This is a genomic window from Gilliamella sp. B2717 (genome assembly GCF_026536675.1).
Classification (GTDB): domain Bacteria; phylum Pseudomonadota; class Gammaproteobacteria; order Enterobacterales; family Orbaceae; genus Gilliamella; species Gilliamella apicola_I.
Genome location: NZ_JAFNNQ010000019.1, coordinates 178,231 through 196,181 on the forward strand (window position 1 = coordinate 178,231; position 17,951 = coordinate 196,181).

Below are 17,951 nucleotides of genomic sequence, written 5' to 3' on the forward strand. Positions count from 1 at the left end.
ATCTTTATATTAATAGTCCGAATAATCCAACTGTGGTCCATTACGCTCATAAATTTCATTTCGAACATCCGAATCATCATCACATTCCTCTATCGCATTTTTTAATGACTTACTCAGATAGTTTCGGGCTTTAATGAGAGATTCTCCTGTTAAATCATCTTTAGTCACTCTTATCATCCCTAAAGCCACATTAATAATCTCTTTAATTTCGGCTGGAGTTGTTCTATCTAATGCATCCCCTAAGTCTTTATCACTGATATAGCAATCTTGCGGAAGATACATTTTGGCGCACTCAGCTGCAGCTTTACTTCTAAATGCGCTAACAGAAATAATTTTATCAATTCTACCAGGTCGTTTACTTATTCGAGGGTCAATTCTTTTAGGATAGTTAGTTGAAAATATAACATATGTACCAGCTTTATTCCTTGGTGTTAGACTACCATCCAAAAAACTAAGTACTGAAGCATTGGCTTTATATAATTCATCAATTTCCTCGGCAATAATTAGTGCTGGTCTTTGTTTTTTTGCTGCCTCTTCACAAGCTAAGAAAAAACTATCTCCCGTGGCATAAATAACCACAACATCATTTCTATGAATAACAGATAAAGCTTTAGCGATAGTGGTTTTTCCAGTGCCAGGAGGTCCAGTTAACAACACTTTTCTCATACCGGATTGACCATAACGGGTATAAAGATCAATTTCAGTAAAAAATTGGTTAAAATCATCCTCTAAAATTTTATATCTTGGATGATTAGAAAATCGTTTAAATTCTTCTAATGTTTTTGGTTGAACTCTCCAGTAGCAAGCTGAATTATTATAGTAAGATATTTCCCACACACCTTTTTTGGGTAAATTTCTTATGATCTTCTTTGTTCCTGTATCACAAATATCATGTAATAATAACAATGCTTTCTCTGTACCAATTGTGTATTCAATTGATACTTTAGAGTTCAATACAGAGCGTAAAATATGAACTGTATGCTCATTATTAAGTTTAATTCTAAAAAAACCCGATGCATCATTAAACATAAGACGTCGCCCTTTACCTGTTTTTATAACAACAGGTAAAGCATTTGATGACATTAAGGGAGATGGCAATCGCTCTATATCAAGAAGGCTACAAATTTTATTTTTACGTCGATTAATGAGAATATCGCTGATTTTACGAAAATAATCTGCATCTTTTACGAGGACACCAAAATCTTCTGGATAAAGACTTTTATGTAAATCAATGGCGTGTTGCCACATTGGTATTTTTTTTAGTGTTTTAGATTTAACGCTCATACTAATCATCCCTTCTTTTCAAAATAGGCTTACCTTTCTTGTCTGCAAAACATGTAAACTTACAGCCTTCTTTGTAACGTGAGCAACCAAACCACGTATATGATCCTTTTTTACTTTCACCTTTGCGTTTTATCAGTTCACCACTACTGCATTCAGGGCATCGAAACGATATTGCTTTAGTCGCATATGTGTTTTGAGCTAAAACGGTTGTTCTATGTGTTTGTATCAACTGATTTACAAAAATATATTGCTTACGCATAAATTCGCTTTGCTGCTGTTTACCCGAGGCAATATCTTCCAGTTCTTGTTCCCATAACGCAGTCATACCAGGATCTTTTAAAACTGAAGGTAAAGCATCTATCAATGCGTAAGCAATATTCGTTGCGATTATATTTTTCTTTTTTCTCTCAATATAGTTGCGTTTTTCAAGTGTACCGACAATATTGGCTCTTGTAGCTTCAGTTCCTATTCCTGATGTTTCTTTCAACATTTTTTTTAATTTTGGGTTTTCAACATATTTTGCAATTTGCTTCATTGCATCAAGCAAACTACCATCATCAAAATGTGCTGGAGGTTTAGTTTGTAATGCTCTAATATCCGTCTTTGTAATACTACAAATATCACCTGACAATAATGATGCTGGTAATTTTTGCTTATCATCAACATCTTCAGCATTTTCGATGTTTTCATTAACGAATAACATTTTCCAACCACGTTCAACTTGAACCGTTCCACGGGCCTGAAATTTTTCACTAGAGCTTGTTAAATTAACCACTGTTTTATCAACCTCACTATGCACCATGAAGTTAGCTAAATAATGACGTCGAATCAAATCGTAAACTTTAAGTTCATCGTCACTAAGCTGTGATAATTCAGCAATCTTAGCAGTAGGGATTATCCCGTGGTGGGCAGTAACTTTTTTATCATTCCAAACACGAGATTTGAGTTCTAAATTGACGCTTGTCAAAAACTTGGCCATTTCTGGGTCATTTTTCATAATAGCAGAGACTATCGTTCGAGCTTCATCAAACATTGACTCAGGTAAATATCCGCAATCAGTTCTTGGATAAGTTGTAAGTTTATGAGTTTCGTAAAGTGATTGTGCAACATCCAATACTTGCGTCATTTTCATACCGTATTTTTGGGAGCATGCTTTTTGTAAATCGCTTAAACTAAAAGCTAAAGGTGGGGCTATTTTAACTCTCTCAGTGTTAATATCTGTCACTTTTGCTTGTCCAGAATTTTGTATTCTCTGGGCTATTTGTCGTACAAATGATTCATTCAAACATCGCCCAGCATCATCGATATATTCTTTAGGGATCCATTTTGCATTGAATGATTGAGATGTTTTAGATAAATGAATATTAATATCGAAGTAGGGTTTAGGTTTGAAATTCTTAATTTCCCTATCTCTATCAACAATCAATTTCAACACTGGGGTTTGAACTCGTCCTACTGACAATACGCCATTAAATCCTGCATTTCGACCAAGCAAAGTGAATAATCTGGTACTATTTAAACCAACAAGATAATCTGCTTTTGCTCGTGCTTGTGCAGCTAAATATAGTGGATAAGTTTCACTTGCTCCCTTGAGATTGCTTAGTGCTTTTTTTATGGAAACATCATCAAGAGCTGATAACCATAACCGTTTTGTTACACCTCGCCAATTTAATCGTTCAAGAAGTGTCCATGCAATCGCCTCCCCTTCTCTATCTGGGTCTGTAGCAATCACAATCGTTTTTGCTTTTTTTACTAACGATTGAATAACTTTATATTGCTTTGATGTTGTCTTCTTAACATTATATAACCATTCTTGAGGTAAAATTGGCAAATGATCGATATTCCAATTTTTAAATTTTTCATCATAATATTCTGGCTCTGCAAGCTCAAGTAAGTGACCAATACACCAAGTAATACATGCTGAACCATCAGCACTACGATTAAACCCATTATCTTTTATCGTTACTCCGATATGATTTTGAATATCTTTTGCCTGACTAGGTTTTTCGCAAATAAATAAAAGCATAATATATCCTCATATATTTTAATTATATGAGAATATCAATTAGTTTATTGATAACTACATTTAAATAGAAATCAAATTGAATAAATTAAAATAATTTATTCAATTAAAACACATATTAAAATAACCAGCATATAAAAAAAGCGCAAACTTTGCGCATTTTACTTAATTTTAAGAAACGGATTATTCATTCAAGCTTTCATGTTTAGTGTATTATATTTTTTATTCGAGTAACCCGTTACTGTTAGTAATGATAAAATAACTGTAAGTATTAAAATCTTATCCAAAATTTATGATCCTTACTCTAAAATAAAAATGTCTACTGCCAATAACTTTCTCTTAGTCATTATTAGTAACTGGCTTATAACGACTAGGCCAAATTTTTTCTACAGGAACTTTTAAATATTCTGCAATAATTCTTTCGTATTTAGGGCAGTGACGGTATAACGCATTTCTCAATGTATCTGGACTTAAACCACTACTGCGAGACAATCCCCTTAATGTAAAGCCTCTGATTTTTAATTCACCCACTACTCTTGATGGAACCCAGTCTTTATTTCTCATAGCAATCTCCAATTTAAATCCTATCCACACCACTTTTATTGAATCATTAGTCACTTTTAATAACTAAATAACATGAATCATATGCCTTGGATACATCATACCGTATCGAGCAAAAGGTATATCGTCATCAAAATCCATTGACGGTTCATTAGATGGTGTTTCTTGCTGTTGTGCAGCTGCCGGCACTGAGGATTGATTATTTGCACTTTGTCCCAAATTTTGCGATGTAGTATCATCCAACTTACTATTAAGTCTACCTAGAATTTGTAATGTTCCATTAATATTAACCACGACCTCAGTTGTATAACGATCTGTTCCTGATTGATCTTGCCATTTCCGAGTTTGAAGCTGTCCCTCAATATAAACTTGCATCCCTTTTTTAAGATATTCGCCAGCAATTTCAGCTAATTTACCAAACACGACAATTCGATGCCACTCAGTTTTATCTTTTGCTTCACCAGTTTGCTTATCTTTCCAAGTTTCCGATGTTGCAATACTAAAATTTGTAACAGCTCCACCATTGGGTAAATAGTGCACTTCAGGGGTGGTTCCTAAATTGCCTACCAAAATTACTTTATTGATTCCTCGACTTGCCATTTTAATGCTCCTATATATTAAATTTGTTAAAGTTAAATACCATTACTAGGCATATTTTTCCTTATTTACATATCAAAGTGGTTATAGTAAATAACCCCATCAGCACACAACCAACCATTATTTGCAAGTGGAAAAATCAGAAAATTAACAGTCCCTTTTGATATCAATTTGCAATTATTTTCAGTTTTAAATATTAGCCATACATTTTGATTATTAAGTAATCCAAGATGATTACTTTCATTTATTGAATAACTTAAGGAAAATGCCCATGATATTATTAAAATAATAATAGCCAGTAAGTTTGATTTTATGCTTATAAGTAATACAAAAATAAATACAACTAAAAAAATAATATTGAATATGCTTAAAATACTTATTAATTGATGATTGGATAAATCGGTTGTTAGATAAAGAGCAATATTCGAAACTAACATCAATTGTATGCTTACCATAATAATAAAAAAAATTGACCCACTATTCTCTGTTTTCATTTTTACTTATCCATACAGGTTTTATCATCAAATTGATTCAACTCATCAAATTTAGGTAACATTTCATTGATTAAATGCCTGATTCGAATACATATCCTCATTTGAAAATTTAACGTTAAACGATCAACTTCCAGTTGCCGAATAAATTTTTTATCCTCATAACTCAAATTGTTTTGTTCCAAGGCATCTAATATCAATTGTTTTCCTTCAATTTCAGTACGACTGGTTTTACCATCAACAATGACTATTTTCTTATACTTCCAACTTAAATACACTGAACCATTGGATAAGCGTCTTTTTTTTAAATAAAAAGGTAAATACTTAATTGGTAATTTATCCTTTGTGTCATTGATGAGTCTTTCTGCAATATTTTCTAATCTAGAAAGGTAGGATTCAATTTCTTGTAAAATAGTTTCATATTCCCCCTTACCTTTAAAAGGCTTTAAAAGGCCTTTTAGGGATAGATATTGTTCTGCAAATTGATAATCTAATAGAGAAAGTGTATTTGCATATTCATCTTTATAAAACTTATTCATTAGATAAACACCTTATTAAGTTAGTTCATGATTGATATAGTTCTGTCTCGAATTTTATCTGCATTTAATATTTCTTCTGGTACAATTCCGAATAGCTCAATAGCTTTAGTTGCTAACGGGGTATTATCAACAAAATCTTTTCGAGTTACGCCTAGGCGTTTATATTTAGTTATATAAGTAATTAACGAACGTAATTCATGAGCAATCATATTTTGCCTATCTGATGCATCACCACCTTTGATTAATGAAATATGCTTAGCTAGCTGAACTTTTCGGACAAATAAATCAAATTTACACAGTAAAAATACTAATTGATAACCACTAGGTACATTAATAAATAAGCTCAGATCGACGGGTTTAACTGATGTCGCATCACTTATTTTAAAACCAGACGGTACTGATTTAAGTATTTCATCAATACGATAATTCTCAAGCTCTAATAATTTTTCAATTTTAGTAATATGTTCATAGAACTTAGTCAATCTAATGTCTGCATAGGGGTCATCAAGACGTGTTGCTATTTCAATAACTTTTAAATAAGCAATAGCTCTTGTCATACTTTGAATCGGATGCTTATCATCAGTTTTTTTTCTGCCATACCAGATTTGAATTGCGGGAACACTATGAAGCTCTATTCTAATATCGCTTCGTAAAACACCTACTTGATTGGTTTCAATTGTTTCCATGTAAATACTCCTATTTAAATAAAATAAATTTTAAGTAACAGTAAATTAACTACTCAGCTCACTGTTACCCCCCGTAACAGTAAATTAACTACTCAGCTCACTGTTATCCCCCGTAACAGTAAATTAACTACTTAGCTCACTGTTACCCCCCGTAACAACACTTTTAGGGTTAACCTCAAGTAACATATCTTTCAATGGGTTCAAAAGTTCCTCTATCTTTTCTTTGCTAATCACCCTCTTCTCAACAGGTAAGTTACTTAAAATTTTCTGTTTAGGAACTTCATCTGTTGGGGTATTTAACGTGATTAGTGATGTTTTCTGATTACTTGTTGGAATGAGGTTATATTCACCTCGAGCGGCTTTTTGTATATTTGTCACAAGATAAGCAGTCATATTTTTTATTTTAGTAATATCTTTCTGAGAGATCGTTTTAATTACATTATTGGCAATTTGTATATCTAAACTATTTTTAGTTATCGCACTGATAACATCATTCAATCCTTGCCCAAGACAAGCTTTGATATTATCTGGAATATCTAACAAAATATTACTATCAGTAGTACTACTATATAAACTACTAGTACTACTAGATGAATCATAACATGATGATTTTTTTGGTAGTTTCTTTTGGGAACTCTGTGAATTCAGACTCAGTTCACTTTTGGAACTTAGTTGTTTTTTACTTAATTCCTTTTGAAAACTTGGTGTTTTTTCACTTAGTTTCTTTTGGGAACTTAATAAATTCTGTAAATGATTGAGTAACGATGATGCAATATTATTAAAATTGTAATTTATATCGGTTTCAGTTTTTGCATCGTTAATGTGCAAAAAAATGTCTTTTTCTGATTGAGTGCTTTTATTGATATACGTGCTAACTAGATTGTATGCCAACATAGCTAATGATTTTGTAATGCTACTTTTATTTAGCATTGATGTTAAAATATGTATAACACTTTCATCAATTATCTTTTCAAGAGGCAGTGCTGTATTATGAAGAATATAAATATTACCCATAATTTGACCATTACTACTGCTTCGAATCATTCTAAATGACAACCAGCCTGATAAAACTAATCTAGAAAGTATTTCTCGCACAGTTTTTCTAGACAATGTACCTCCTTGGTTCCCCCACAACTTTTGTAAATTATCGTAAGTTGGAAAATAGTTACTGTGCTTGTATTTTTGTAGTTCAATATACAACCGTTGCCAAGCATATTTATCTAATGAAGTAATTGAATCGTCTTCTAATAAAGCTCGAGGCATTGAGTCATATTGATTGCCTGCAAAAAACATAGCAATCTTTTCATCAGAAGAATCGCTTTTTATCTTCTGTTCTACCAACGCATTGCGTAATGAGTTAATTTGATTTTCGAAATCTACCATAATTTTTGATTTACAAATTACTTGAATTAATTAATGGCTCTAGTTCTTTAATTACCGATGTCAATGTTAACGGTTCAATATTATCATCGCTCATTATAGAAACATGTTGAGTAATATCCATATAAACTAATAAACGATTTAAATCATCATTTATTAAAATATCGGAATTTTCATTTTTTTTAAGCTGCCATTGTTCCCAAATAACTATTTTTTCCGCATCGTCAGGTTTCCTAAAACGCCCCTTTGATACAGTTAAATCTTTAAGTTTCCTTGAGCAACTAATATCAGATGTTGATAATCCAAAATATTTATTTAAAATTTCTATAGATGCGCCTAGTGAATATGCTTTATCAATAATATGACTTCTTTCTTCAAATTCTTTTGCTCTTGCCAATACAACATCAAATAATTTTGTATTTATGGTAACTTGTATCAACAGCACTGGTGAGTTTGCAATATAAGTAATTTGTGAATAACTCAATTCTTTCATTTGCTTTAAATGTTCAATAGTAAATCCCATTTCAATTAATGACTGAATTTTTCCTTCATTAATAAAATTATGGACCATATTCAGGATCGCTAAATTTATATTGTTACTGACACTTACCATAATATGCCTCATATTTAATGTTGTTGGTTTAAAAACTCGTTATAAACTCGGAATAAACGAATAATTCGTAAAAATTTAATCACTACAAAATCATTGAATTCAGTGATTAAACAATATAGGCTAGCAGTTTTTTCAGTTGGTTCTGTAAGTAAGGATGATAACAACTCATATGCTATGCATTTTTTACGATCAGCTTCGTCTTCAATAGTAAGCTTGTTAAACGCAATGACGGGTAATTTTGATTTGTCATTCTCATCAATTGAAAATGCAAAAGATTCTTTATTAATTCTTAGCTCATCAAATATATCAAGTACATGCCCTGCTATATCTCGAAAAACATATTCATAATTAGTAGCTTGTTCTGGCAATTTCCATAAATCTAAAATAGGTGTTCTTTCTGTTTTACCATAAGTATTTAAATTAGCACTGAGGCTGTATGCATGTGGATTAATTTTTGCTAAATCTGTAGATTCAATTATTTCTTTTATAACTGAGTTAACATCAGTTCCGTCATGTACAGTAATATCGCCACTCGGTGAAACAGTATAAGAGGGTTCAGGATCATCATCGGATATTATTGTTGGATTTATCTCTTTTTTAAATGAAATTTGGCCAACTTTAGTAGATTGTTGGCTATTAACATCAGTTTCAGATGAAAAATCCTGTTGCAATTCATCTTTTTGTATTGCAGCAACTTTCAATGTATCTACTTCACCTTGTTCAGTATTAGCGTCATTTTTGCTAACATCGATTGGTGACAAGTTTTTCTTTATCCCTTTATGTTTTTTCTCTTCTAATTCAAATTCAAAAAGCTGATAGCTTATGTCCAGCAATTTTGCAAAATAACCAAACATCTCGTCTTGCAAACGGTCATAACTAAATAATTCGGGATCATAATCAAATTCACTTAATACTAAATTAAAACCTTCAACAAAAGCATTGTCATCATCATATTTTTCCGAACGTTTATATATATCCGAACATATACTTCTTAACATTAAAATTTTTTCTATTTGATTTCGACTCAATCCCAATTTCAGGATCTCCGGTATGTAGGGATACAAATAATCAACTGTATTGAGCATTTTAGTGATTAATACATAAGAAATAGGATACCCGTGATTTTTTAACCTTTCACTTAACTCTCGTGAAGAAAGTGTTTTGCCAGCTTCTTCTTCATACAAAACTTTACTCCTAGCAACGCCCAATGCTTTTTCTATAAATGTATAATCATTACGAAGTCCATTTTCGGTTAAATGTCCAACAATAGATTTCAGCTCTCCCCCCCAGGGGCGAAAAAGACAATTAATTGTATAAAAGCGTTTATCACCAGTTTCATCATACAATTCCTTCAAAATTTGTAATCGTGTATTTCCTCCATCTGAAATTACATACCCTTCCTCTCCTGGCATTTTTGTAATTACAGGTGCATTATCAAGTCCTTTTTTGCGAATAGATTCTTTAATATCTTCATATAATTCATTTTTTTTCAAGCGTGGTAATACCTTGCTAGGTCTTAATTCATCTAGATTTACTCGCATAGGCATTTCATTCAATGTAATTTTAGTGGTCGCCCGATCACCGTCGGGAAAACCTGTAGACATACGTTCACGCATAACGTCTACAGATGATTTTTGTTCTACCATCATATTAATATATTCCTTAAACTAAATTTTGATAATGCATATATGGCCCATCAAATTTGACTACTACTTTACCTGTAGCAGCATTACGAGCTTTGGCCACAATTAATTCACCTGTTCCTTTACATTCACTGTTTTCGTTATAGACTTCATCTCGATATAACAATATTACTGTTGTCGCATCTTGCTCAAGACTGCCAGATTCTTTCAAATCAGACAAAAGAGGATGTTTATCAGAACGAGATTCAACTGAACGGTTTAATTGTGAAAGCAGAACTAAGGGAATATTGAAATCCTTACAATGAATTTTTAGTTGTCTACTAATATTGCTCACTTCAACAGCACGATTTTCATTGTTTTTTTCACCTGATGACATTAACTGCACATAATCAACTGCTACAAATGTTGGTTGACCATATAAGCGTATATAACGCTGAACTTTACGTCTAAAAATACTAGGAGTTAAATGCGCATTATCATCAATAATAAGAAATTTTTTTAACTTCAATAAAATTGCAATTGCTTGAGAAATTTTTCCGTAATCACTATCGTCAAGATTTTTATTCTTTATATCGATAAACGGTACATGAGCTAATGCAGCTAATAATCGCAACATTAATGATTGTGAATCCATTTCTAAACTAAAAACAAAAATAGGTTGTTTAGGTAAATTTGGATTGTCATTAAGCGCTATTATTTGGTTGTATATCATTGAAATAAGAAACGCGGTTTTCCCCATAGAAGGCCTTGCTGCAATAATCGTAATCTCTTTGGGTTCCAACCCACCTATTTTAGAATCTAAGTTTTTAAAAAATGTTGGAATAAATGGAGAGTGTTCTGTTTCCAAAAATGTCATAAGATTACTCAACATTGCGGGTATAAGTTGCTCATCTTGATTATCTATGGCATGTCCCAGCTGAAAAAGTTCGGATTCAGTTTTTGCTATAATCTGATTACTGCTATCTGAATCACTAAATGATGCTTTTGAAAGATTTTTTATCAATGTTTTCGCAATATTATTAGCACTACGAGCTTTTGTATAATTACGTAAAATTGATACATAGTACTTATAATTTGTTGCTCTTGGTGTATCTCTAGTTAACTCAGCTAAATATGCTAACCCACCACAGCTCCTAAGTTTTTCTTCGGAAAGAGCCTGAGATACTGTCAAAATATCAGCATTCTTACCCTCTTGTATTAAAGAGACTATAGCATCGAAGATCAATTTGTGTTGTGGTATATAAAAATCATCCACTTTTATTTCAAATGAATCATCGATACTGCTATTATCGATTAATAATGCACCTAATACAGATCGCTCAGTATCATTAGAATAAAATTGCTTATTCATATAATCACCTTAATATTTATTAAAAACAGGAATAAAATGATTAATGAGTAATTTCAATTTTCATAAATTCGTCAAACTTTAACTTGTACTTCGGCAATAGGTGTTGACACAAATAATAAATATCTTCTTTGATACTTTGAGCCTGTGCTTTTGTTATTTTATAAGGGTGTTCTACTTTATTTGTTGGTTCGGTATAATGCTGAAACGCTGCTATACCAAGAGATGCAGCAACTTTGTAACTATTTTTCTTTTTAATATCTTTATCTAAAACAGTAATTTGAAAAGGTAGCTGTGACAGAGATTTGATTTGTTGGTTAAAGAGTTCTTTTATACGACGGCAATCGTTATTTTCTTCTACTCGGTTAAAAAAAGTATAGACGGGCGGTAATACAATGCCGTAATCAGTGAAAGGAATCAAACTTCTAAACAAATTAGAAATAGTACCACGTAGGTATTCTCGAACGCCTGGCATGGAAGGATCTAGCGGAGATAAAACCACATCAGAAGCAAGTACTGCCATGTTAACAGTTGGATCAATTGTTCCTACAGTATCAATGACTATAACATCATACTCACTTTTGAGAAGTTTTAAGCATGATTTTAGACGTATAATACCGTCGGCCGAAGCGTTTAAATGTGAAACGATTTCTTGTCTAACGCTGTTTGATGACATAACATCTAAATTTTTTGTTGTCGTCGCAGATATTAGTTTATCTAAATCTGTTTCATGCATTATAAGAAATTCATAAACGCCAAATGGCGCTTCTTTTTGCAATGGAAAATATGAACAAGCTGTTGGCTGCTCTAAGTCAAAATCTAATAATAATGTTTTTAAACCTGAATGAGCTATAAAAGCCGCAATATTAACCGCTGTAGTAGATTTGGTAGAACCGCCTTTCGTATCGGCTATAGTGATAACTGTTGCATTTTTTTTCATGATATTAACCCTTAAAAAATTAAAATTTATTAAACATTAAAATCATGATATTGATGGTGGCCCCTACTGGACTTGAACCAGTGACCAATCGATTATGAGTCGACTGCTCTGACCAACTGAGCTAAGGGGCCTTTAGTGATGTGCTACTAAGTTAGTAGGGTTGCGATTATAATAGACTTAAATCGATTTTGCTATAGTTAAATGCATAAATTAAGTCGGTTTGCTTATTTCTTAATCTTTAATCTATTGGATACTTTGGATTTTAATAACTGATATTTTTAAACCCATTAACCTGTTACAATGTTTTAGGTTATAATTAATGTTCTGTTGTTCTAATGGCTGAGGAAATATTATGTCTTGCAAAAAATTATTATTAGTTAGTTTAACAGTGTCTACAGCGTTATTTTTAAATGCATGTAGTAATTCTCAATATGAGCTTACCCAAGCTGGGCGTCAAGTTCAGTTTGTTGATACTAAACCAACGGCTAATTGCCAACTGTTAGGTAAAGCTGAAGGACGTCGTGGAACATTTTTTTCTGGTACAAAAACACATAGCGAACTGATTCGTGATGCTGCATCTGATTTGATGAACAAAGCTGCCGCTATGGGGGGAAATGTGATATATGATGCTCAAGATGCATCATTACAATATATCTCAGATGTTGCTCCAACTGATGCGGTTATGGTTGGTGACGTTTATCGTTGTAATTAAGATTGATTAAAAGGGGAAGTACTCCCCTTTTTTATTCACAAAATAAATTTTAATTATCCATTTTGAGCTTCAAATTGTTTCATAAACTCAATTAAGTAATTCACACCTTCAATATCCATCGCATTATAAATTGATGCTCGCATTCCACCGGCAATACGATGCCCTTTTATACCAATAATATTGGCTTGCGTTGCTTCACTAACAAACTTTTTATCTAACTCTTCATTGGGTGATAAAAACGTTACATTCATGATGGATCGATTATTTTTTGCCACAGTGTTTCGATAAAAGTCTGACTGATCAATAAATTGATAAAGTTGTTGCGCTTTAGCATGATTGCGTTTTGCCATCGCTTCTAATCCGCCAAGTTTTTTAATCCATTTAAAAACTAGACCTGACATATACCAAGCAAAGGTTGGCGGAGTATTAAACATAGAATCGTAATCGTTTAACACTTTATAGTCTAAAACGGAAGGCAGAATAGATTTAGCATGACCAAGAAGATCTTCTCGGACAATAACAATGGTAATACCTGAAGGACCTATATTTTTTTGGGCACCTGCATAAATGATACCATAACGGCTAACATCAATAGGTTGAGATAGAATACAAGAAGAAAAATCAGCCACTACAATTTTATCGTCAAAATTAGGTTCTTCAAATATTTCGACACCATCAATGGTTTCATTTGGGCAATAATGGACATATGCCGAATCACTATTTAAATGCCAATCAGACATAGGTTTAACAGATGTAATTCCTGCCTGTTTAATAACAATATTTTGTTCGATAACATTGCAATATTTTTTTGCTTCTTTAGCTGCACATTCACTCCAATATCCACTATTGATGTAATCAGCACTGGTTTTATTCCCTAAAATGTTTAAAGGAACAGCTGCAAATTGTGCGCGAGCCCCACCCTGACAAAATAATATTTTATAATTATTGGGTACTTTTAAAATATCACGCAAATCATTAGTTGCTTCAATCGCACATTGATCAAACTCTTTGCCTCGATGACTTAATTCCATCACCGAAGCGCCCGTATTTTGCCAATTTAATAATTCAGCCTGTGCTTGTTGTAAAACATCAGCAGGTATTTTAGCCGGACCTGCACTAAAGTTATAACTCTTATTCATTGCAATTCACTTTAATCCTTCAAAAAATAGACATACATTTTTACACTGTCTGGCAAGATATACAATCAGATTTTTATCAAGATCTTTTGAATAATCGCCGTCAAATTTGTTTTGTATATTTGATAAGATTATTGAGTAATAAAAACAGTGATAATATAAAAAGCCAGCAAAATACTGGCTCAACAGGTGGGATGACCAATTAAATTGCTAATTGTCGTTTAGCATTTTCAATCGCCATTTTTACTTGGTCTGGTGATACGCCCCCTTTTGCACAACGTTTGGCAAGACAAGATGCTAAAGACAAAATTGGGTAAACATCATTGTCGATTACCGAACTAAACGCTTTTAGTTCTTCTAATGAGAGTTCTTCTAAAGCTTTTTGTTTAGCGATAGCACCGACCACGGCCTCACCCACAATATGATGGGCTTCACGAAATGGTATACCTTTAGCAACTAAATAATCTGCCAGTTCAGTCGCATTTGAATAGCCTTGTTTGGCGGCTTCTCGACATCTATCGTTATTAATTTTGATATCTTCCAATACTAAAGCGGCCATATCTAAACATTCAAGCCATGTATCTAGAGCATCAAAGAGATGTTCTTTATCTTCTTGTAGATCTTTGTTATAAGCTAGCGGTAATCCTTTAAAAGTGACCATTGCACCAGTTAAAGCCCCCACAACTCGCCCGACTTTTCCTCGAATTAACTCTAAAGCATCCGGATTTTTCTTTTGAGGCATCAATGAAGAACCCGATGTAACACGATCAGACAATTCAACAAAATTAGCTTCACCGCTATTAAAAATAATCAAATCTTCTGCAAAACGTGATAGATGTACCATACCAATTGAAGCGTTATTTAATAATTCCAGAATATGGTCACGGTCAGAAACAGCGTCTAAACTGTTATTTGTTGCTTGAGCAAACCCTAACCAGCTTGCAAGCTCCTCCCGATCCATTGGATAAGCGGTACCGGCTAGTGCCCCACTACCTAATGGACTCACATCCAAACGTGTTAACGTATCTTGTAAACGGCTCACATCACGCGTTAACATCTCATAATAAGCAAGGCACCAATGCGCAAATGTAATGGGTTGTGCTCGTTGTAAATGGGTGTAACCTGGCATCACAGTATCTTGATGCTTGTCAGCCGTATTAACTAAAGATTGTCTTAAGTGATTAATGGCTGAAATCAACTGTTGAATTTCAGATTTGCACCATAGTTTTAAATCGGTAGTAGATTGGTCATTACGACTTCGTCCTGTGTGTAATTTTTTACCAAGATCGCCCACTTTTTCAATTAATTTTTGTTCGACCCAACTGTGAATATCTTCAGCATCACTTTCTAAAATTTGATGAGGATTGTGTTGAACACTGACTAATAATTCATTTAAGGCTTTTTCGAGTTTTTTTTGCTCATCATAGGATAAGACACTAACCGTGACCAATGCTTTAGACCAAGCTATAGATCCAATAATATCTTGCTCAGCAAGACGATAATCAAAGCGCAAAGAATCATTAAAATGTTTAAAACGTTGATCTGCTGCTTGGCTAAAACGCCCACCCCATAATGCCATACCTACCTCAAATATTTATTAATCAATTTTAATTGCTAAACAATCTGAATTTATTGTTCTTATTTTGTATAAAATAGCTAACAGACTATAAAAGAGATATATACAGGACATAGCCTATATATATCTTTTATCTCACTTATCTAGATCAATATCAAAAAATTACTTTTCCGATTTTTTTGTTGTTTTAGATTTAGTTACTTCTTTGGTTGCTGCTTTAGCTTTACTCTCCGTTTTTACCTTTTTTGGTGAATCAGATGTTTTTGTAGCAGCTTTAGCTTTTTTAGCTGGCTGTTTTTTCTTCTCTTCATTCAATGCTCGAATGCGTGAAGATAAAGAAAATAATCGAATAAAACCACCAGCATGGCTGTGATCATAAACCTCATCTTCTCCGAATGTAGCAAACTCTTCGTTATATAAGCTATTCGGTGATTTTTTCTGCACTGCGGTAGCACTGCCTTTATAAAGCTTCACCACAACTTCACCTGTCATATCCTCAGCTAATACATCGGCTGCTGCTTGAATAGAGCGACGATAAGGGGCAAACCAACGACCATCATAAACAACATAAGCCATTTCAAGACCTAACTGCTCACGCCATTTGAAACTATCACGATCTAAAATCAACTGCTCAAGCCCTCGCAAAGCGGTCATCATAATGGTACCACCAGGCGTTTCATAACAACCACGTGATTTGATTCCTACTAAACGATTTTCAATAATATCGACCCGACCTACTCCATGTTTAGCACCAATTTTATTCAATGTGGCAACACAGTTGTAAGGCGAAAGTTTTTTACCATTAACTGAAACTACCTCACCTTTTTCAATACCAATAGTTACAAGTTCAGGTTTATTTGGTGCATCTTCAGGAGAAACCGTCCAAGCCCAACAATCTGCGTTTGCTTGATTCCAAGTGCTTTCAAGAACGCCACCTTCGGTTGAGATATGCCAAGCATTTTCATCACGACTGTAAATTTTTTCGACCGTTGCGGTTGTTGGTATTTTTCTTACTTTTAAATAGTCAATTAAGGCTTCACGTGAGCGTAAATCCCACTCACGCCAAGGTGCTATCACTTTTAATTGGGGAGCAAGCGCGGTATAAGTTGTTTCAAAACGAACTTGGTCATTACCTTTACCTGTCGCACCATGGCAAAGCGTATCGGCGCCAACTTCTAACGCATATTCGACTTGTGCTTTAGCAATAATTGGACGTGCCATTGATGTACCAAGATAATAAGTTCCTTCGTATAAAGCACCGGTTTTTAAGACTGGGTAAACATAATCTTTAACAAATTCTTCTCGTAAATCGACCACTTTACATGCTACAGCGCCAGAAGCTTTGGCTTTCTTTTCTACATCTTTCAATTCTTTTGGATCTTGACCGACATTAGCCACTAACGCATAAACTTCACATCCACCATAATTTTCTTTTAACCAAGGAATAATAGCGGATGTATCTAAACCACCTGAATAGGCTAAAACGACCTTTTTTGTGCTACTTTTTTTCATGTTATACCCTTTCTTAATTAACGACGATCGACGAATAAGTTAAAAAATCTTGAAACCTACATCACTTTTTTTCTTAAAACAGTTATAATGATAACCGATGTAATATAATATTTGATCGCTATTTAAGCAATAATTCTTGTGCCCGTTATACCGGATTTTCCATTAAATAATTCAATCAGTTTATCCGGTTCTTTCCAACTTGCTATATCAATTCCCCTGCCTAACGCTTTAGCAGCTTCAAATGCAGAATTAACTTTAACTATCATGCCGTCAGTAATCACCCCATTAGCGATAAGTTGATCAGCTTGTGATTGTGTTAATGATTCAATGCGCTGTTTATTCTCATCTAAAACGCCAACTACATCAGAAAGCAAAATTAAATCAGCATCTAATGTTTTAGCTAACGCCACTGCTGCATGATCAGCGTTAACATTCATCATTTGGCCTTCATCTGTTATACCAATTGAACTTACGATCGGCAAATAACCATTTTTTATTAGAAGATTCACTAAAGTTGGATCCCCTACCTGAGCTTCTCCAACATACCCAAGCTCTTCCGAAATCTGCTTAACTTTGACGCTATCACCGTCCGCTAAACAGAGCCCTATACTTGGTATATGCTGTTTTTTAGCTTCAGAGAGTAAAGTGGTATTTGCGCTACCGGCAAGACTACCAACAATCACATCAATTTGATCTGCCGGCGTGACCCTTAATCCATTACGACGAACAACGGGGATCGATAACCTATCCATTAAGGAATCAACGACACTGCCCCCACCGTGTACAATGATTAAAGGACGGTTAAAATTCTGTTTATAATTACGAATAACTAAAAACAATTTATTGAGTGCATCTTTATTATCGAGTAGTACGCCGCCAAGCTTAATAATTAATGGTTTCATTTCAATTC

At 33.5% G+C, this 17,951-nt stretch carries 16 protein-coding genes, 1 tRNA gene and 1 pseudogene; 1 reads left to right on the forward strand and 17 read right to left on the reverse strand.

Features of this window, described 5'->3' with window-relative positions:
• Positions 1-9: 9 nt before the first annotated feature.
• From J3U35_RS04595 to J3U35_RS04655, 13 genes are all read right to left on the reverse strand, one after another.
• Positions 10-1,284: an AAA family ATPase gene (locus J3U35_RS04595; protein ID WP_267347878.1), complete on the reverse strand. Its 1,275-nt coding sequence runs from the start codon at positions 1,282-1,284 to the stop codon at positions 10-12.
• 1 nt (position 1,285) lies between these two features.
• On the reverse strand, positions 1,286-3,310 hold the full coding sequence (locus J3U35_RS04600; protein ID WP_267347879.1) for a DNA topoisomerase III: 2,025 nt from the start codon (positions 3,308-3,310) through the stop codon (positions 1,286-1,288).
• Positions 3,311-3,646: 336 nt separating this feature from the next.
• Entirely contained in the window at positions 3,647-3,871 is a 225-nt protein-coding gene (locus J3U35_RS04605) for a helix-turn-helix domain-containing protein (protein ID WP_267347881.1), read from the reverse strand.
• Between the two features lie 63 nt (positions 3,872-3,934).
• The gene (gene ssb / locus J3U35_RS04610) at positions 3,935-4,468 is read right to left on the reverse strand and encodes a single-stranded DNA-binding protein (RefSeq protein WP_267347882.1); all 534 of its coding nucleotides are present in this window, start codon (positions 4,466-4,468) and stop codon (positions 3,935-3,937) included.
• A 65-nt stretch (positions 4,469-4,533) separates the two neighbouring features.
• Positions 4,534-4,959, reverse strand: a complete 426-nt coding sequence (locus J3U35_RS04615; protein ID WP_267347883.1) for a hypothetical protein — start codon at positions 4,957-4,959, stop codon at positions 4,534-4,536.
• 2 nt (positions 4,960-4,961) lie between these two features.
• The gene (locus J3U35_RS04620; RefSeq protein ID WP_267347885.1) at positions 4,962-5,495 is read right to left on the reverse strand and encodes a DUF3158 family protein; all 534 of its coding nucleotides are present in this window, start codon (positions 5,493-5,495) and stop codon (positions 4,962-4,964) included.
• Between the two features lie 20 nt (positions 5,496-5,515).
• Entirely contained in the window at positions 5,516-6,181 is a 666-nt protein-coding gene (locus tag J3U35_RS04625; protein WP_267347887.1) for a PFL_4669 family integrating conjugative element protein, read from the reverse strand.
• A 123-nt stretch (positions 6,182-6,304) separates the two neighbouring features.
• The gene (locus J3U35_RS04630; RefSeq protein WP_267347889.1) at positions 6,305-7,564 is read right to left on the reverse strand and encodes an STY4528 family pathogenicity island replication protein; all 1,260 of its coding nucleotides are present in this window, start codon (positions 7,562-7,564) and stop codon (positions 6,305-6,307) included.
• A 10-nt stretch (positions 7,565-7,574) separates the two neighbouring features.
• On the reverse strand, positions 7,575-8,174 hold the full coding sequence (locus J3U35_RS04635) for an STY4526/YPO1902 family pathogenicity island replication protein (protein ID WP_267347890.1): 600 nt from the start codon (positions 8,172-8,174) through the stop codon (positions 7,575-7,577).
• A 14-nt stretch (positions 8,175-8,188) separates the two neighbouring features.
• On the reverse strand, positions 8,189-9,823 hold the full coding sequence (locus J3U35_RS04640; protein ID WP_267355822.1) for a ParB family protein: 1,635 nt from the start codon (positions 9,821-9,823) through the stop codon (positions 8,189-8,191).
• 13 nt (positions 9,824-9,836) lie between these two features.
• Positions 9,837-11,168, reverse strand: coding sequence for a replicative DNA helicase (locus J3U35_RS04645; RefSeq protein ID WP_267347892.1), 1,332 nt, complete (start codon positions 11,166-11,168; stop codon positions 9,837-9,839).
• 40 nt (positions 11,169-11,208) lie between these two features.
• Positions 11,209-12,105, reverse strand: coding sequence for a ParA family protein (locus J3U35_RS04650; protein ID WP_267347894.1), 897 nt, complete (start codon positions 12,103-12,105; stop codon positions 11,209-11,211).
• Between the two features lie 54 nt (positions 12,106-12,159).
• Positions 12,160-12,236: transfer RNA gene (locus tag J3U35_RS04655), tRNA-Ile, on the reverse strand.
• Positions 12,237-12,457: 221 nt separating this feature from the next.
• Between J3U35_RS04655 and J3U35_RS04660 the strand changes: the two genes are divergently transcribed.
• On the forward strand, positions 12,458-12,817 hold the full coding sequence (locus J3U35_RS04660) for a DUF4156 domain-containing protein (RefSeq protein WP_065557704.1): 360 nt from the start codon (positions 12,458-12,460) through the stop codon (positions 12,815-12,817).
• Positions 12,818-12,870: 53 nt separating this feature from the next.
• Here the strand turns inward: J3U35_RS04660 and serC are convergent, their stop codons facing one another.
• From serC to argB, 4 genes and pseudogenes are all read right to left on the reverse strand, one after another.
• A complete protein-coding gene (serC, locus tag J3U35_RS04665; RefSeq protein ID WP_267359831.1) occupies positions 12,871-13,956 on the reverse strand; it encodes a 3-phosphoserine/phosphohydroxythreonine transaminase in 1,086 nt (361 codons plus the stop codon).
• Positions 13,957-14,155: 199 nt separating this feature from the next.
• Positions 14,156-15,532, reverse strand: a complete 1,377-nt coding sequence (argH, locus tag J3U35_RS04670; protein WP_267359833.1) for an argininosuccinate lyase — start codon at positions 15,530-15,532, stop codon at positions 14,156-14,158.
• Between the two features lie 291 nt (positions 15,533-15,823).
• Positions 15,824-17,041 (reverse strand): annotated as a pseudogene (locus J3U35_RS04675) (argininosuccinate synthase); the annotation flags it as partial.
• A 122-nt stretch (positions 17,042-17,163) separates the two neighbouring features.
• Positions 17,164-17,943 carry an acetylglutamate kinase gene (argB, locus tag J3U35_RS04680; RefSeq protein ID WP_267359835.1) on the reverse strand — a complete coding sequence of 260 codons (780 nt, stop codon included), beginning with the start codon at positions 17,941-17,943 and terminating at the stop codon, positions 17,164-17,166.
• Positions 17,944-17,951: the final 8 nt, after the last annotated feature.

Excerpts from the sequence above, each read along its gene's own strand:
- J3U35_RS04595 (WP_267347878.1), bottom strand. The coding sequence starts at position 1,284 with ATGAGCGTTAAATCTAAAACACTAAAAAAAATACCAATGTGGCAACAC.
- J3U35_RS04600 (WP_267347879.1), bottom strand. The coding sequence starts at position 3,310 with ATGCTTTTATTTATTTGCGAAAAACCTAGTCAGGCAAAAGATATTCAA.
- J3U35_RS04605 (WP_267347881.1), bottom strand. The coding sequence starts at position 3,871 with ATGAGAAATAAAGACTGGGTTCCATCAAGAGTAGTGGGTGAATTAAAA.
- ssb (WP_267347882.1), bottom strand. The coding sequence starts at position 4,468 with ATGGCAAGTCGAGGAATCAATAAAGTAATTTTGGTAGGCAATTTAGGA.
- J3U35_RS04615 (WP_267347883.1), bottom strand. The coding sequence starts at position 4,959 with ATGAAAACAGAGAATAGTGGGTCAATTTTTTTTATTATTATGGTAAGC.
- J3U35_RS04620 (WP_267347885.1), bottom strand. The coding sequence starts at position 5,495 with ATGAATAAGTTTTATAAAGATGAATATGCAAATACACTTTCTCTATTA.
- J3U35_RS04625 (WP_267347887.1), bottom strand. The coding sequence starts at position 6,181 with ATGGAAACAATTGAAACCAATCAAGTAGGTGTTTTACGAAGCGATATT.
- J3U35_RS04630 (WP_267347889.1), bottom strand. The coding sequence starts at position 7,564 with ATGGTAGATTTCGAAAATCAAATTAACTCATTACGCAATGCGTTGGTA.
- J3U35_RS04635 (WP_267347890.1), bottom strand. The coding sequence starts at position 8,174 with ATGGTAAGTGTCAGTAACAATATAAATTTAGCGATCCTGAATATGGTC.
- J3U35_RS04640 (WP_267355822.1), bottom strand. The coding sequence starts at position 9,823 with ATGATGGTAGAACAAAAATCATCTGTAGACGTTATGCGTGAACGTATG.
- J3U35_RS04645 (WP_267347892.1), bottom strand. The coding sequence starts at position 11,168 with ATGAATAAGCAATTTTATTCTAATGATACTGAGCGATCTGTATTAGGT.
- J3U35_RS04650 (WP_267347894.1), bottom strand. The coding sequence starts at position 12,105 with ATGAAAAAAAATGCAACAGTTATCACTATAGCCGATACGAAAGGCGGT.
- J3U35_RS04660 (WP_065557704.1), top strand. The coding sequence starts at position 12,458 with ATGTCTTGCAAAAAATTATTATTAGTTAGTTTAACAGTGTCTACAGCG.
- serC (WP_267359831.1), bottom strand. The coding sequence starts at position 13,956 with ATGAATAAGAGTTATAACTTTAGTGCAGGTCCGGCTAAAATACCTGCT.
- argH (WP_267359833.1), bottom strand. The coding sequence starts at position 15,532 with ATGGCATTATGGGGTGGGCGTTTTAGCCAAGCAGCAGATCAACGTTTT.
- argB (WP_267359835.1), bottom strand. The coding sequence starts at position 17,943 with ATGAAACCATTAATTATTAAGCTTGGCGGCGTACTACTCGATAATAAA.